Origin of the sequence: Mycolicibacterium stellerae (assembly GCF_003719305.1) — a bacterium.
GTDB classification, from domain to species: Bacteria; Actinomycetota; Actinomycetes; order Mycobacteriales; family Mycobacteriaceae; genus Mycobacterium; species Mycobacterium stellerae.
Genome location: NZ_RARC01000002.1, coordinates 125,964 through 140,829 on the forward strand (window position 1 = coordinate 125,964; position 14,866 = coordinate 140,829).

14 protein-coding genes and 1 pseudogene are annotated in these 14,866 nt (G+C 63.2%); 4 read left to right on the top strand and 11 right to left on the bottom strand.

Translation table 11 applies throughout. The annotated features are described in order from the left end of the window. Positions 1-6: 6 nt before the first annotated feature. The 4 genes from D6M19_RS03440 to D6M19_RS03455 form a co-directional block, all read right to left on the bottom strand. On the bottom strand, positions 7-738 hold the full coding sequence (locus D6M19_RS03440; RefSeq protein WP_123023773.1) for an ABC transporter ATP-binding protein: 732 nt from the start codon (positions 736-738) through the stop codon (positions 7-9). A 1-nt stretch (position 739) separates the two neighbouring features. Beyond that, a complete protein-coding gene (locus D6M19_RS03445; protein ID WP_123023774.1) occupies positions 740-1,306 on the bottom strand; it encodes an ABC transporter permease in 567 nt (188 codons plus the stop codon). Then, positions 1,306-2,469, bottom strand: coding sequence for an ABC transporter permease (locus tag D6M19_RS03450; RefSeq protein ID WP_123023775.1), 1,164 nt, complete (start codon positions 2,467-2,469; stop codon positions 1,306-1,308). The genes D6M19_RS03445 and D6M19_RS03450 overlap by 1 nt, the downstream gene beginning before the upstream one ends. A 116-nt stretch (positions 2,470-2,585) precedes the next feature. After that, a complete protein-coding gene (locus tag D6M19_RS03455; RefSeq protein WP_123023776.1) occupies positions 2,586-3,992 on the bottom strand; it encodes an amidase in 1,407 nt (468 codons plus the stop codon). A 53-nt stretch (positions 3,993-4,045) separates the two neighbouring features. Between D6M19_RS03455 and D6M19_RS35075 the strand changes: the two genes are divergently transcribed. Continuing rightward, a complete protein-coding gene (locus D6M19_RS35075) occupies positions 4,046-4,168 on the top strand; it encodes a hypothetical protein (protein ID WP_268812296.1) in 123 nt (40 codons plus the stop codon). Positions 4,169-4,247: 79 nt separating this feature from the next. Here D6M19_RS35075 and D6M19_RS03460 read toward each other — a convergent pair whose 3' ends face one another. After that, on the bottom strand, positions 4,248-5,870 hold the full coding sequence (locus D6M19_RS03460) for a GMC family oxidoreductase (RefSeq protein ID WP_123023777.1): 1,623 nt from the start codon (positions 5,868-5,870) through the stop codon (positions 4,248-4,250). Between the two features lie 390 nt (positions 5,871-6,260). On the opposite strand from D6M19_RS03460, the gene D6M19_RS03465 reads away from it, so the two are divergent. Beyond that, entirely contained in the window at positions 6,261-6,845 is a 585-nt protein-coding gene (locus D6M19_RS03465) for a TetR/AcrR family transcriptional regulator (RefSeq protein ID WP_123023778.1), read from the top strand. 44 nt (positions 6,846-6,889) lie between these two features. Here D6M19_RS03465 and D6M19_RS03470 read toward each other — a convergent pair whose 3' ends face one another. From D6M19_RS03470 to D6M19_RS03485, 4 genes are all read right to left on the bottom strand, one after another. Then, complete coding sequence (locus tag D6M19_RS03470; protein ID WP_234834686.1) at positions 6,890-8,326, bottom strand: adenylate/guanylate cyclase domain-containing protein; 1,437 nt, start codon at positions 8,324-8,326, stop codon at positions 6,890-6,892. A 196-nt stretch (positions 8,327-8,522) separates the two neighbouring features. After that, complete coding sequence (locus D6M19_RS03475; protein WP_206428438.1) at positions 8,523-9,314, bottom strand: alpha/beta hydrolase; 792 nt, start codon at positions 9,312-9,314, stop codon at positions 8,523-8,525. 8 nt (positions 9,315-9,322) lie between these two features. Next, complete coding sequence (locus D6M19_RS03480) at positions 9,323-10,069, bottom strand: class I SAM-dependent methyltransferase (RefSeq protein WP_123023780.1); 747 nt, start codon at positions 10,067-10,069, stop codon at positions 9,323-9,325. Between the two features lie 101 nt (positions 10,070-10,170). Further along, complete coding sequence (locus tag D6M19_RS03485; RefSeq protein WP_123023781.1) at positions 10,171-11,094, bottom strand: alpha/beta hydrolase fold domain-containing protein; 924 nt, start codon at positions 11,092-11,094, stop codon at positions 10,171-10,173. Positions 11,095-11,944: 850 nt separating this feature from the next. Between D6M19_RS03485 and D6M19_RS03490 the strand changes: the two genes are divergently transcribed. Next, positions 11,945-12,595 (top strand): SDR family oxidoreductase, encoded by a 651-nt coding sequence (locus D6M19_RS03490; RefSeq protein ID WP_123023782.1) that lies wholly within the window; start codon positions 11,945-11,947, stop codon positions 12,593-12,595. Positions 12,596-12,740: 145 nt separating this feature from the next. Then, a pseudogene (locus tag D6M19_RS03495) lies at positions 12,741-12,930 on the top strand (DUF427 domain-containing protein); the annotation flags it as partial. 117 nt (positions 12,931-13,047) lie between these two features. Here D6M19_RS03495 and tsf read toward each other — a convergent pair. After that, positions 13,048-13,863 (bottom strand): translation elongation factor Ts, encoded by an 816-nt coding sequence (tsf, locus tag D6M19_RS03500; RefSeq protein WP_123023783.1) that lies wholly within the window; start codon positions 13,861-13,863, stop codon positions 13,048-13,050. Between the two features lie 12 nt (positions 13,864-13,875). Next, a complete protein-coding gene (rpsB, locus tag D6M19_RS03505) occupies positions 13,876-14,718 on the bottom strand; it encodes a 30S ribosomal protein S2 (RefSeq protein ID WP_123023784.1) in 843 nt (280 codons plus the stop codon). Between the last annotated feature and the right edge of the window lie 148 nt (positions 14,719-14,866).

Sequence of the window (14,866 nt, forward strand, 5' to 3'; positions counted from 1 at the left end):
TTGGGCCTATTGGAGGATTTGTCCGTCTTTCATCCGGACGACACGGCTCGCTTCGTCGGCCACCGTGGGGTCATGGGTGCTGGCGACCACCGTGACGCCGAGCGTCGAACACAGGTCGCGCAGCATGCGCACCACCGTCTCCCCCGTGCGGTGGTCGAGGTTGGCCGTCGGTTCGTCGGCGAGGACGAGCGTCGGGTTGCTGATCAGTGAGCGGGCGATGGCGGTGCGTTGCTGTTCGCCGCCCGACATCTTAGTGGGCTGGTGGTCGACCCGATGGCCGAGCCCGACGAGTTCGAGAAGCTCCAACGCCCTCTTGCGCAACGACTTGCGGTCGTAGGGCTCGAACATCAGCGGCAGCTCGACGTTCTCGACCGCTGACAGGAACGGGATCAGGTTGTAGCTCTGGAAGATGAAGCCGATGGTGTCGTGGCGCAGCGCGGCGAACTGGCTCTCGGTCAGGGCCGACGTGTCGCGGCCACCGACCTTGATGGTGCCCTTGGTTGGTCGATCGAGACCGCCGATCATGTTCAGCAGGGTCGACTTGCCGCTGCCGCTTGGACCCATCAGGCAGACGAATTCTCCTGGCATCACGGTCAAGTCGGCGGCGACGAGCGCCTTGACCACCTCGTCGCCGAGCTTGTGCAGCTTCCACACGTTCGATATCTCGATGACGGGTGCCCGCTCTTCGTTTTCGAGGGGAAGTACCGTCGTTTCGGTTCTGTCTTCGATGGCGGTCATATCAGCCTCCCGCTGTCAGAGATCGGATTGGTGGCCGCGAGGCCGCGTTCCAGGTGGGCACGAAGCTGGTGATGGCGGCCGCAACGATGCTGACTCCGAGCGCGATCCCAACGCCGAGGCTCAGGCCCGCCGTCGACACCCCCGTTGCCACCACCCCCGTCATGGCGAGCACAACTCCGGTCAGCGCCGCCAGGGCGGCTCCCGCGAAAGCTCCCAGTACCGAGGAGATGACGGGTTCGACGAGCAGCGCCGCAATGACGGGCTTGCGCGGCACGCCGTTGGCGCTGAGCACGCCGAGCTCGCGGGTCCGGTGGGCGACGGTCCTGGTTGTGATGACCGCGACCTCGACCACACCGACGAGAAGTACTGTGACCGCGATCAGCACGACGGCACGCCCGATTTCGTCTGCGTGCCCAAGGGATACCGACTGTGCGCGGATTCCTTCGGACATGCCGAAGACGATCACCACGAGGAATGCGCCGGTGGCGGTGGTGACGACGGGCAGCACCATCTCGGCGATTCGCCGGCGTGCCGATAACCAGCCGTAAGACAAACCTTTACGGATCATCAGCGGTCCCCCAGGAGGTCGACGGGTCGTTGTTGAAGCAGTCGGTGCACGGGAACGAGCGCCCCGACGATCGCCATGGCAGGCAGAAAGGCGGCTACCATGGCCGAAGCCTGCAGCCACGCCGTTGGTGTCGCAATCCCCGGAATCACCAGTGCCACAGCGATACCCGCGCCGAGAATGCCGACCAGATAGGCGGCGACGAACACGATCGCCGATTCGACGAGAAAGAAGTACAGCACCTCGTCGGCCAGACCGATGCTCGACATGATGCCGAACTCTCGTCTGCGCTCCTGCACCGCGGCCAGGAAGGACGACACGGCGATCACGAAGCCAAGGCCGAGGCCGATCATCGAGATCAGGCCGAGCGTCGAACTGGTCACCTTGCCTGAGAACAGCGCGGAGAAACTCTGCTCGAATGTCAGCGGGCCGGTTCCGCCTACTGTGTCGTAGATCAGCCCGTGTCCTGCGGGGTCCGGCATGACCGACGGATCCGGCGTCGACTCGAGGCCGACCTCGGCTGCGAACGTCCGGCCGAGATCGCGCTTCTTCTCGTCACCGGGCGGCGCGAAGATCAACCACCAGCCGTTGCTGCCGACGACGGTCTGTGCGAGCGACGAAGCGACCGTCATCGACTGACCGCTGCCGGATACGTCGACGACCAGGCTTCGTCCCCCGACCACGACCCGATCGCCGGGCCTCAGGCCGAGTCGTTCGGCGAGCGGAGCACCCAATATCGCTTGTCCGCTGGGGGTTTCGTCGTTGCCACGTAATGAGACCCGCTGCCCGTTGATCTCCGCGATACCCGAAAGCGTGCGGGCGACCTTCCAACCCTTCGGCGCTGCGAACGCAGGAGCGGGGCCGTTGGCCACCAACGCCTGCGCGTCGGCGTCGTACTGCACGCCCGTGGCGGGAACCGCCCACAGTTGCGCTCCGCCCAGCACGTCGGTCACCGAGTCGGCCCCGGTGATCGCGAAACTGGAGGAGATGGTGCGCACGACCGTCACACATGCGATCGCAAGCGCGATGCCGAGGACCGACAGTAGGAACCGCTCGGGCCGCCTGCGGATGTTGGCCAGCGCGAACCGGACAAGACACATGAATGTGTTGCCGGAAGCGGTGGCGATCGTCGGTGACCGAAGTGTGGTGGGCGCAGAGGTCTCCACAGCAAGGATGGTCAGCCCGTAAAGTTTCGCCGACTTCCACGCTGAATGTCGGCGTTGTTAACTCAGGCGGGTTCCCGTTACGGCGCTGTGTCCAATACGCAACGGATTTCGTTGTCTTATCCGTTGATGCGCGACCAGGGCCGAGCCGCTTCGAGCTCATAGGCCAGTTCAAGAAGTCGGGTTTCGTTGCCCCTCACCGTGGACAGCATCATTCCGACCGGAAGACCCGCGGCCGATTCCGCGAGCGGAAGCGAGATCGCCGGGTCGCCGGTCGCGTTCTGCAGCGGCGTGAAGGCCACCCAGTCCATCAGCCGGTCCATGATCTGTTCATAAGGGGCGGTCGGATCGAGGTGGCCGATGCGCGGCGTCTCGTGAGCAAGCGTCGGCATGAGCACCGCATCGAAGGTCGCCGACAGTCGGGCAGTGACCCGTCGTGATGCCGACAATCGCGCGATCGCCAGCGGCAGCTTGTATAGACTCCGCGCCGCACCGCGATCGAGACCCAGCGTCAGATTGTCCAACTTGGTCCGGTCGAAGCTCGGCCCGACCATCCGACGTCCACCGCGCACGATGGCGAACGCGAGGAACTGCCAGTAGAGAAGGAAGTCGTCCTTGAAGCGGGCCGGCACCGGGTTGTCGATCTCGGTTACTTTGTGTCCGAGCTCCTCCAGCAGCGCCGCCGCCTTGAGGGTCAACTCCCGGACTTCCGGGCTTGCCTCCCTCACAACGGATTTCGTACAAACCGCGATGTGCAGCCGCTGCTTACCCGGGTGGGTGACATCCCCGACGGGAGGTAGTTTCGGGTTGCTGTACGCGCGCTCCGCCTCGCGCAGGAACGCCGCGGTATCGCGGACAGACCGGCTGACCACCCCGTTGGCGACGAGGTGCAGCGGCATCTGGGCGGCTTTTTCGTCGAGCGGCAGCCGACCCCTTGTGGGCTTCAGACCGACAAGCCCGTTGCATGCCGCCGGGATTCGAATAGAGCCACCGCCGTCGTTGGCGTGTGCGATGGGCACCACGCCAGCCGCGACGAACGCACCGGCCCCCGACGAGGACGCGCCTGCGGTGTGGTCGGTGTTCCACGGATTCCGAACGGGCCCGATCCGCGGATGTTCAGCCGATCCGCTGAAGCCGAACTCCGACATCTGGGTCTTGCCCAGCGGCACAAGGCCAGTGGACAGAAAGACCCGCGCGAATGCACCGTCGGCCCGCATCGGCCGTGGCTCCCACGCGTCGGTGCCCTCCATCGTCGGCATGCCCGCGACGGCGACGTTGTCCTTGATGAAGGTCGGCACGCCGTCGAAGTAGCCGCCGTAAGGGCGCGCCGCGTCGGCACGGCCGCGCGCACGGTCGAACGCCTCGTACGCGAGACCGTTCAACGCCGGGTTGACCGCCTCGGTGCGGGCGATCGCCGCCTCGACGAGCTCTGCCGCCGAGACGTCGCCCGCGCGGAGCGCGTCGACGAGACCTACTGCGTCATGGTCGCCGAGGGCGTCGTCGCCGAAGGCGTCAATACGGGCCATTCAGTGACGGTACCAAGTCGTACCGCTGCCGGTTAGGCCGTAACCTCTGGTTGGTGCGCCTTGGTGAGGCGATGCGGGCTGGCATCGCCGCCGTCCGAGGGCGCCGCTATCGGGTGCAACAGTGGGCCAACCTGTATCCGACGGCCGGCACCTCCCACTTGTATGACGTCGGGTGAGGTTTGACAGTTGTTCGGTTGATTCTTGGACTTCCTTAGATGTACCGCGCCGAGGGATATGTCGGTGGCGGCGTCACGCTCAACTTTCCGAGGTGGATTGAGGAGCCACCGGAAGAGCGTGGTCGGCGCGCAGGATGTCGACTGCTCGTTCGCCGATGACCACACAGGGAGCTTGAGTGTTTCCGGTGGTCACCCGTGGCATGATGGAAGCATCGGCGATCCGAAGCCCATTGATTCCGTACACCTTCAGACGCCCGTCAACGACAGCCAGGGCGTCGGTGCCCATCTTGGCGGTGCCGGATTGGTGCCAGTAGGTTGAGGCCGCGTCCCTGACGAACCGTTCCAGTTCGGCGCCTTTGAGGGGGCCGGGCATGATTTCGCGTTTGGTGAACGGTCTCAGCTCTGCTGAGTTCCCAATTTCTCTGGCCAGCTCCACAGCGGTAATCGCCGCTTGGACATCGTCGGGGTGTGACAGGAAGTTGGCGTCGATGTCGACCGGATCGCTCGGCCTTGCACCGGTCAGTCGAATCTCGCCGCGGCTCTTGGCTTGCACCAGTCCGGGGAACAGGTTCCAGCCGGCTTCGGGCGGGCTGAATCGCCTAGTGTTCTCCGGGCTGGACGATTTGGCGAATTGCGCTTGGCATGTCTGCAAATCTGGGGAGTCCAGGCTCGTGTCGCTGCGCCAAAAGTAGGTTGCCTCCACGCCGTTGTTGTGTGGGGTGATCGGCTCGGCGGATTCCCACAGGCAGTCGAACCCGACGTGGTCCTGGAAGTTTTGGCCCACTCCCGGCAGGTGCTGAACGATTGGTATGCCGTGCTGACGAAGGTGGACGTCTTCGCCAATGCCGGACTGCATGAGGAGTTTGGGGGTGTTGATCGCGCCCAGGGAAAGCACCACGTCGCTGCCTGCATCGGCACGGTAGGTCGCGCCGCCGTGAACGAATTCCACACCGCTGACGGTGGTGCCGTCCAGTACCAGCCTGGTAACCAGCGCCCCTGAAAGCACCGTCAGATTGGGTTGACCGCGGTACGGGTGGACATATGAGCGGTAGGCGGATTCGCGGTATCCATCACGTACGCGCAGGTCGAGAATCGACGCACCGCCGGAGCGTTCCATCATCTCGCCGTTGTGGCTGTCGAAGGTGGGGATACCGGCTGATTTCGCGCTTTCAACCGCGGCGTAGGCGATCGGGTGGGGGTCGGGCGCCGTCTGGACGAACACGGGACCACCTGTTCCCCGGTACCGGGGGTCGGTCGCGCCGTGCCAATCCTCGATGCGGCGGTAGATGTCGAGCACAGATTCGTACCCCCAAGCCGGATCGCCAGACTGTGCGGCGAAGTAATCCCAGTCGTTGCGGTGCCCCCAGGCCCAAATCATGGTGTTGATACTCGACCCGCCGCCCAGAACCTTTCCCATCGACATCGGTACCGAGCGGCCGTTCACCCACCTGCCAGGGCTGGCATGGAAGTTCCAGTCCCGCTCCGTGCCTAAGTTCAACGGCCACTGGGCGGCCATCCGAACGGGCGGTGTCTCGTCATCCCCTCCGGCTTCGAGCAAGAGCACGCTGACGTCGGGGTGTGCGGCGAGCCGGCCTGCCACAACCGATCCCGATGAGCCGGACCCGCACACGATGAAATCGAAATGCGGCGTGGCGTTGGACGCCGAGAAGAACTCGGTGAAACCGTCACTGATGGTGCTCATCTGGTGATGCTCCTGTCTAGTGCTGGCGCGAGAACTCGGAGCCGCTTGTCCGGTCCGCGTTCGGCCACGGAGGTCTGGCAATCCATCGACATCAGTGTCGGCATCCCGATCGCTTGGGCTTCGTGGGGGTTCTGCGAAGTAGTCATCGACGAACCGCGCGATGTCGCGTGCTTGACCCAGACGGGAAATACCATAGGATCACGATCGTGATATAACGAACTCTATTTCATAGGTGTGAGGGTGTCAAGGTGGTGACCCGATAGATCCGCCGATGTAGCCAGAGCGCCGAAGTTGCGGCCCCTGCCACTGCGGCCCGCTGTACAATAGCGATGGCTATCCAATAGCAGTGTTTGTTGTGAAAACACTGACAGCACATTTGACGAGGAAGATATGCGATATCCACCGGATCAGAAGGCCAAGGCGCGCCGCGCGCTATTACAGGCAGGCATGCGATCGATGAAGGCGGCGGGCTTCAACGGGATAGGCGTAGATGGCCTTGCGGCTGCGGCGGGTGTCACCTCAGGAGCGTTCTATTCGAACTTCGCGAACAAGGAAGAGATGCTCGAGGCGATTGTCGAGACCGCTGTTGGTGAACCGTTTCTCTCGGACACCGAGACCGCAGACAAAGTTGAATTGCGAAGAGAGATAAGACAATTCCTTGACGAGTACCTCACGATTCCCCACGTTGCGAACCCCAGCGAGGGTTGCCCCACAGCGGCGCTGAGCGTTGACGTCGGGCGGGCGGGGGCGTCAACACGCGTAGCGTACGAACGAAAGCTCACCGCCTGGGCAGCCCGGATCGCGGACAGCCTTGACGGGCCGCGACGGGGCCGTGAGCAAAGGGCCTGGAGCATTCTGTCGCTCATGGTGGGAGCAATCTCGATCGCGCGCGCCATGTCGAACGCCACCGCGCAAACGGCAGTCGTCGACTCGGCCCGGCGCACGGCCGAAAGGCTGCTGAGTCCAGTCAAGTAAGAGACTCTCAAACCGAGGACCGCGCGATATCCAGGTCGCCACCCTCAAGGCGCACCCTGGACCGCAAGTACGTCCCAGCGGCCCGGCACGCCCTTGAGCTCGTGATGCCCGCGATCGCTGAATGTGATGCGCGATCCGAGCACCAGGGGCGGTACGGCTTCGGAGACCAACACCTCTCCCGGTTGCGCAAGTGCCATGATCCGCGCAGCGATGTGCACGGCAATGCCATGCGCGTCATTGTCGACCATCGCGACCTCACCGGTATGCATCCCGACACGAATCGTGAGCCCAAGCTCTCGCATTGAATCTCGAATCGCACACGCGCACGAAATCGCTCGCGCGGGTCCGTCGAAGGTGGCGAAAACACCATCGCCGGTGAACTTCACGACCTTTCCTTTCCAGCCGGTAACGTGCGTTTCAACGACGAGGTTGTGCTCGCGAAGCGCTGAGGTCCACGCTTCGTCGCCGAGCGCCGCTGCGAGCGAGGTCGATTCGACGATGTCGGTGAACAGGACGGTAGCCAGCACCCTGTCGCTCACGGCGACACTGCGCCTCCCGGTGACGAAGGCCTCGATCTCGTCAAGCGCAACATCAGCGTCACCGGCGAACCACATGTGATCTTCGCCTTCCAGATTCAGTAGGCGGGCGTGAGGGATCTGCTTGGCAAGATACCGCCCATGATCCGCGCATACATGGCGATCACCGCGGCGCTGCAACAGAAGTGTTGACGATTGAATACTGTCGAGCGCTGGTCGCACGTCACTGCGCATATACAGATCGAAAATCTGCTTGAAGTATCCGGGACCACCAGAGACACGCTCGCCGCGCGCCCACCAACGTCGCCGTTGGCCGTGATCAATCCAGCTGGGCGCCAACACATCCGCGATAGCGCCGCTGCCGAAGGCTTTGCCAACGGCATCCACATATTTGCTGAGCGTCGGCCCCGGCATGCCGAACGGGTAGCCCGGCCCTCTGGAGAAGCGCGCAAAGGCGCCCCACAGGACAAGGGAGCGAACGCGATGGGGATGGCTCGCGGTCAACAACATCGCGGGGAGAGCGGATTCGGCCGTCGCGAACACGGTGGCGCACTCACTTCCCGCCGCATCGAGCACCGCGATGAGTCCGTCTATCCATGACTGCAACGCGGGCAGATCCCCGGTCGACACTGCGTCGGAGCTGCCGACCCCAAGGAGATCGGTTGTGATGAGGCGACTGAACGACGCCAGACGTCGAAGATATGCAGCGACAGTAGGCTCGTCCCAGAGCAAGTCAATCGGAGTCAATGCAGTTGGGATGAAGAGCAGATCGGGCCCGCGGTCACCGACAACCTGATAGGCCAAGTGCGCGTTACCACTTCGGGCATATGTCGTCTCGGGTATTCCTGCCATCGTCGGAACATTCCAGAAGTACTCGGCGCCGCTCGAGTTCGTTGCCGATGTTTCGTCCGCTGCGGATTTCGGAAGGCCGTCGATGAACTTCACATCTCCAATCCTTCTGTAGACCGAATTTGTCCGGCCAATGAACTCCATCGTCGCAACCGTTGTCAGTTGCACCGACGGCTGGATGACGACGAATACCCTCGAAATCTCTTCACGAGATATCGATCTGTCACGCCGAGGCGGGTACGAGGATGTCAGGGAAGGGACTGGCGAAATTCATTGTGTTCCACTCTCGATGTCAGAGTCCGTGCCTGGCCAACCAGGATTCGATGTGGTCGGCGGCAACCTGCCAACCGGGTTCGAGCATCACCTCGTGTCCCATGCCGGGAAGGATCAATGGTTCCGTGTTGTAAGCGGCGGCGGTGCGACGCACATCGTCGGGTGTGTAGACCCGGTCCGCCTCTCCGCCGAGGACCAACATCGGGGTGCGATTCCGGCGAGTTCTGACCAGATTGCCGATCACCGTGTCGAAAAGAATCACCCGGCTACTATCTGAGCTCATCCGCGCTGCGAACTCCTCAACCACGCGATCGGATGCCTGATCGCTGAAGAATAATTCCCGCACATCGGCCGATGTTCTGCATAGATCCGATGGGTTACCGGTACACGTGAATTTTGTTGAGCGCCAAGGATACCGACGAATCGATCTCAACAGGGAACGCAGCTGGCCGCCACGGGGCGGCGTGGAAGCAATCAAGACTGCGGCGGCTGCATCACGTGTCTCGAGATACTTCTGGACCACGAATCCCCCCAGGGAATGCCCCACCAGGACGGGGGTTGAGGAGAGCGTCTCGATGACAGAGCAGATATCGCTGACGTAATCCGAAACTGAGCAGACCCGGAGGGGCTTGCTCGTTGGGCTGCGTCCGTGGCCGCGCAGGCTCGGCGCCAGGACACGGAACCCGCGTTCGACGAAGTGGTCGAGGAAGTGCTCTTCCCAACACCAGCCGGCATGCCAGGCGCCGTGTACGAACAGAATTGGATGCGGGTGGCTTCGGCTCGCCTCCCCCTTGTCGATGACGTCGAGCATATCGCTGCTCATACGCGAGTCCAGGCACACGTCTGCGGAACAAACTCGATCTGACTGTTCATCTCGCATGCAGCGCTCTGCATGAGATCAGCCATTGTGTCGATCTGAGCCTGTATTTCGGCTTCGGTACCGTCGGCAAATACTTGGGGACAGACTTCCCGGGCCAACTCCATCATCCATGGCAACAGCGCGGTGTCTTCGCCGCCTTCGACGAGCGTCTGGGAGAACAGCTTCGGTGGCGGCAGCCCGGCATCGGCGAATACCCGCACGAGTCGTCCGCCGACGTCGAAAGCGCCGCCTGCCCGTAGGAGGGTGTCGGTCACGGCGTCGTAGATCTCATGCAGTCGCGGCACCCGCGGGTAGGACTGGATCCCGCGCGTGATGTCCATTTCGTGAAGCGCTATGACGCCACCGGGGCGGACAAGTCGCCTAGTCGCCCGGAGGAACTCGCTTGGGTCCACCTGATGGATAAGGACGTATCGGCATACCGCAGCATCGAACGTCGCTGAGGCGTCGTAGGTGTCGACCCTGTCCACCAAGAACTCGACATTGCTGCGGCCGAGTTGAACGCACCGCAGGCGGGCGGTATCGATTGCTTTTGCGCTGGGATCGATGCCGATGACCTGTCCCGCCGGACCGACAAGATCAGCGATCAACATAGAGACATCTCCTGGGCCGCAGCCGATGTCGAGAACACGCATGCCGCTCTCGACACCGGCGCTGACCAGCAGTCGCTCCGTGATGGGTCTCAGCATTTCCGCTTGTCGCTGGAGACGTTGAATCTCGCGGTTAGAGTGACCCAGGGTGTAATTTCTGTCCGGCACGGTTTGCCCTATTCGATCGGTGTCAGTCTCGGCTAGGCGACGGCGGATCGGAGTCCGAGAGTGGTGCGCAACCAGCTGCCCATCTCTGCGATCGCTTGATCGACTTCGGGAACGCGCCCGGCACCGATGATGAAGGAGTGCTGGCCCTCATCGACCTGTCGCACGGTGATCGCGTTTCCTGCCTTCTTCGCCCGGGCCGAGAAGGCGATGGCGTCGGAGGCAAGTAGTTCGTGCTCGCCGTAGTAGACGGCGATGGGCGGTAGATCGGATAGCGTGGCCTCGAGCAGATTGACCTGGGGATCAGTCCATTCCACGTCCGTCCCATCGAGCCAGCATGAGCGGAAGAGTTCCATCAAATCGCGTGACAGCAGCTTGTCGCGATCGGCGTTGGTGTCGATCGATGCGCCCGACAGCGTGATATCGGTCCACGGAGAGATCGACAGGATCGACGCAGGCGGCGCCTCCCCGCGATCACGCAGTCGAAGTGCCAGGGCGATCGCGAGGTAGCCGCCGATTGAGTGGCCGACGCTGGCGATTTTGTCGTGCTTGTAGCCCCGCTCCAGCAGCCAGTAGTAGGCATTGCAAACGTCCTCGACCTGCGCCGGATACTTGTGCTCGGGTGAACGGCGGAAGTTCAGCACCAGCGACCGCACACCCGCTGCTTTCGCGATGTGCGCAGCGGCCTTTCGGTCGGAGTGCATGGACATGAGCACACTTCCACCCATGTGGGTGTGCACGATCGCCGCGTCTGACGCGGCGCCTTCGGGGATGCACCACATCGCCTCTACCCCACCTGCGTCCACCTCCGCATAGGTGACACCTTCGGGTTCTTTCGTTGCCACATGAATGTTCTCGGCGACATCACGAATCGTAGACAGTTCGAAGTTGGGATTAGCCGCTCGACGGCTCAGCTCTGCCAAGAGATTCTTGAAGTCGACTGCTTGTTGACTCGCCATGGACTTTCCTTTCGTGGATAGGAGACGCGCTGGCGCGGGTCGCCGAGGTACCGACCGGGTTGTGATCGACGTTAGAATAACGATCGTAATCTAGAAACCGCCGCTCCAGCGTTTCCCAAGCCAAACCACAGGGAGTTAACATGACCCGTGGGAGATCGGTTGGTTGTCAGCCTATTTCGCAAGGATCGCGGTGCCCGCTCCTCACTCGCCCCACGCGGTCCGCCGTCTCAACCACCTACCGGCCCGGCCAGACCGAGCGGACCCTAGGGCTGGTAGTCACGCCACTACTCGGCGAGTATCCGCTCACTACGCCACCGAGATCTCCGTCCCCGTGGTCACAGCCGAGAAACGCTCCCCAGCAGGCTATTTGGCCATCGCTTCTTAAGATGCCGCGACGCGGGAGATGAAGCGGAATGAGGCCGCGGATCCCGCACCTAGTCGTCGATGTGAATGACGTAAGGCCCGGCAGTGGCGGGGATCTCGAGACTAGCCGCCTGCGCGCCAGTATTTTTCATTGCGCACCGGCACCGAAAGCCTTCGGCTCGTGCAATTGCCGGGCAGCACCCACAGGTAGTGAGCACTGATGCTGAATGAGGGAATGAAAGGCGGCCTTCCGACGTCGTATGTACGCAGTGACCCCGGCGCCGACGCATTCCGCTTCGCGACGCCGCGCGGTTACACCGTGAATCCCCGCGTGCCGGCGGACAACTCGATGTGCTGCACAGATTCGGTCGGTGGTGGGGTCGCCCAGACCCATAACGAGCCGCCAAGTCCTCAACCCCTTCTGGGATCAACTGTCCGGCTGGCAGTCCCACGCATACCCGAGTAGAAACGGCAGAAGGAGACAGATATGCAGATCCAGGGATCGGTTTGCCTAGTGACTGGCGCCGACCGCGAGCTGGGACGCCGACTGACCGAGGAACTGCTGCGTCGCGGCGCAGCCAAGGTCTACGGCGCCGTCGGCGCCCCCAATGGCATGACAACACCAGGAGTCGTGCCACTTCAGATCGACATCACCGACCCCGCCTCCGTGACAGCCGCCGCGCACGCGGCGCGCGACACTACGCTGCTGGTCAACAATGTCGGAACCTACGGCGTCGCATCGCTTCTCGACGGCAACATAGAGGACATCCGCGCATTGATGGACAGCCACTACTTCGGTACGCTCACCGTGACCCGGGCGGTTGCGCCACACCTCATCGCCAACGCACCGAGCGCCATCCTGAATATCGTCTCGGTGCGGTCGTGGTTGCATCCCCGAGGTGGAGCTGATGCATACGCCCTTGCCAGAACCGCCCTGTGGGCTCAAACCAACGCCGTACGGGCCGAACTCGAGCCCGATGGCGTTGCGGTGACGGCGCTGCACGTCGGGCACATGGGCACCAACATGGCCACCCAATTCGAGTCCGACAAAGCCAATCTCACGAGGGTCGCTGTTCAAGCACTCGACGGTGTCGAACATGGACTCATCGAGGTCCTCGCCGACGAGCTCAGCCGGTAGGCCGACAGTGATGCTCGGAAGCTATCGCCCCGCGCCCGATTGGGTATTGGGCCGGCTTCGGTGCGCTGTGGAAACGTGTTCGCTGCAAGCGATTTGAAGGGTGATGAGATGGTGCGTGAGGACGTCGGGGTTAGTTCCGCGAGATCCTCGGCTCTATGTCGATCCGTCGGCGGTTCGCACCGACATGTTGAGGCGAGCCGACACCAGCACCTACTGCAATTACCAGGGCAACGCGACGTACACCGGCGGCGGTGCTCGGCGACACCGTCGTCGACGATGTGGCGTGGTGCTATCAGGACCCGCCGCCCGAATGTCTGCCCATCAAGGCGTATCTCAGGGGGCACCGGCGGGGTGTCGGGGGTGTCGGTCAGAAGCGTACAAACAGCAAACTAAAGCGGCCCCGCAGTTTCCGGGATTGCCGGAAAAGTCGCGGGGCCGCTCGTAGCAGGTGGTCAGGCCTGGCCGACCTCGAAGCGCGTGAACCGCGTGACGGTCACGCCCGCCTCGTCGAGCAGCGCCTTGACCGTCTTCTTGTTGTCGGACACCGACGGCTGATCGAGCAGCACGATGTCCTTGAAGAAGCCGTTGAGGCGGCCTTCGACGATCTTGGGCAGCGCCTGCTCGGGCTTGCCCTCCTCCTTCGCCGTCTCTTCGGCGATGCGCCGTTCGTTGGCGACGATGTCGGCAGGCACCTCGTCACGCGTCAGGTACTTCGCCTTGAGCGCGGCGATCTGCAGCGCGACGGCGTGCGCGGCGTCCTTGTCGGAGCCCGTGTACTCGACGAGCACACCGACCGCAGGCGGCAGATCGGCAGCCCGCTTGTGCAGGTACGTCTCGACGGTGCCGTCGAAGTACACGGCGCGACGCAGCTCGAGCTTCTCGCCGATCTTCGCGGACAGGTCCGCGATCGTCTGCTCGACCGTGGTGTCACCAATCTTGGCTGCCTTGAGGGCGTCGACGTCGGCGGCCTTGGATGATGCAGCGGCGGCGACGATCTCATCGGCGACCGCCTGGAATTCAGCGTTCTTCGCGACGAAGTCGGTCTCGGAGTTCAGCTCGATCAGCGCGCCGTCCTTGGCCGCGACCAGACCCTCGGCAGTGGCCCGCTCGGCGCGCTTGCCGACGTCCTTGGCGCCCTTTATGCGAAGCAGCTCGACAGCCTTTTCGAAATCGCCGTCTGCTTCGACAAGCGCGTTCTTGCTGTCGAGCATGCCTGCACCGGTCAGTTCCCGCAGTCGCTTGACGTCGGCAGCGGTGTAGTTCGCCATGTCTTTTGTTTCCTAAGAGGTCGTCGGGGGCGTCGGTTCGGTCTGCGCGTCGGCCTCGGGCGTGCCCGGCTCGACGGTGCTTGTTGCGGTGGCCAGCAGCTCCTGCTCCCACTCGGCCAGCGGCTCGGCGCCGGCGGCCTCCGGCTTGTCGCCGTTACCGCCCGCGCCCGCGCGGGCCTGCAGACCCTCGGCGATCGCGGAAGCGACCACCTTGGTGAGCAGCGCAGCCGAGCGGATCGCGTCGTCGTTACCGGGGATCGGGTAGTCGACCAGATCGGGATCGCAGTTGGTGTCCAGGATCGCGATGATCGGGATGTTCAGCTTGCGGGCCTCCGCGACGGCGAGGTGCTCCTTGTTGGTGTCGACGACCCAGATCGCCGACGGCACCTTGACCATGTCGCGGATACCGCCGAGGCTGCGCTCCAGCTTGTTCTTCTCCCGGGTCAGCATCAGGATTTCCTTCTTGGTGCGACCCTCGAAGCCACCGGTCTGCTCCATGGTCTCCAGCTCCTTGAGGCGCTGGAGGCGCTTGTGCACGGTGGAGAAGTTGGTCAGCATGCCGCCCAGCCAGCGCTGGTTCACGTAGGGCATGCCGACGCGGGTGGCCTCTTCGGCGATGGACTCCTGCGCCTGCTTCTTGGTGCCGACGAACATGATGGACCCGCCGTGCGCGACGGTCTCCTTGACGAACTCGTACGCCTTGTCGATGTAGGTCAGCGTCTGCTGCAGGTCGATGATGTAGATGCCGTTGCGGTCGGTGAAGATGAACCGCTTCATCTTGGGATTCCAGCGACGGGTCTGATGCCCGAAGTGGGTGCCGCTGTCAAGCAGCTGCTTCATGGTTACGACAGCCATGGTTGGCTTTGTCCTTCAGTTGTCGGTTGCCGCCCGGCATCGGGTGATACCAGGCCCTAGCGTCTGCTGCATGCCGGACCCGATGTTGATTTCTCTACAGTCGGGACCGCCCGGCATGCTGGTGCAACCCTGGTGGATCGGGGCTGCG

Coding starts and splice junctions, on each gene's coding strand:
- D6M19_RS03440 (WP_123023773.1), bottom strand. CDS start 738: ATGACCGCCATCGAAGACAGAACCGAAACGACGGTACTTCCCCTCGAA.
- D6M19_RS03445 (WP_123023774.1), bottom strand. CDS start 1,306: ATGATCCGTAAAGGTTTGTCTTACGGCTGGTTATCGGCACGCCGGCGA.
- D6M19_RS03455 (WP_123023776.1), bottom strand. CDS start 3,992: ATGGCCCGTATTGACGCCTTCGGCGACGACGCCCTCGGCGACCATGAC.
- D6M19_RS03460 (WP_123023777.1), bottom strand. CDS start 5,870: ATGAGCACCATCAGTGACGGTTTCACCGAGTTCTTCTCGGCGTCCAAC.
- D6M19_RS03465 (WP_123023778.1), top strand. CDS start 6,261: ATGCGATATCCACCGGATCAGAAGGCCAAGGCGCGCCGCGCGCTATTA.
- D6M19_RS03475 (WP_206428438.1), bottom strand. CDS start 9,314: ATGCTCGACGTCATCGACAAGGGGGAGGCGAGCCGAAGCCACCCGCAT.
- D6M19_RS03480 (WP_123023780.1), bottom strand. CDS start 10,069: ATGCTGAGACCCATCACGGAGCGACTGCTGGTCAGCGCCGGTGTCGAG.
- D6M19_RS03485 (WP_123023781.1), bottom strand. CDS start 11,094: ATGGCGAGTCAACAAGCAGTCGACTTCAAGAATCTCTTGGCAGAGCTG.
- D6M19_RS03490 (WP_123023782.1), top strand. CDS start 11,945: ATGCAGATCCAGGGATCGGTTTGCCTAGTGACTGGCGCCGACCGCGAG.
- tsf (WP_123023783.1), bottom strand. CDS start 13,863: ATGGCGAACTACACCGCTGCCGACGTCAAGCGACTGCGGGAACTGACC.
- rpsB (WP_123023784.1), bottom strand. CDS start 14,718: ATGGCTGTCGTAACCATGAAGCAGCTGCTTGACAGCGGCACCCACTTC.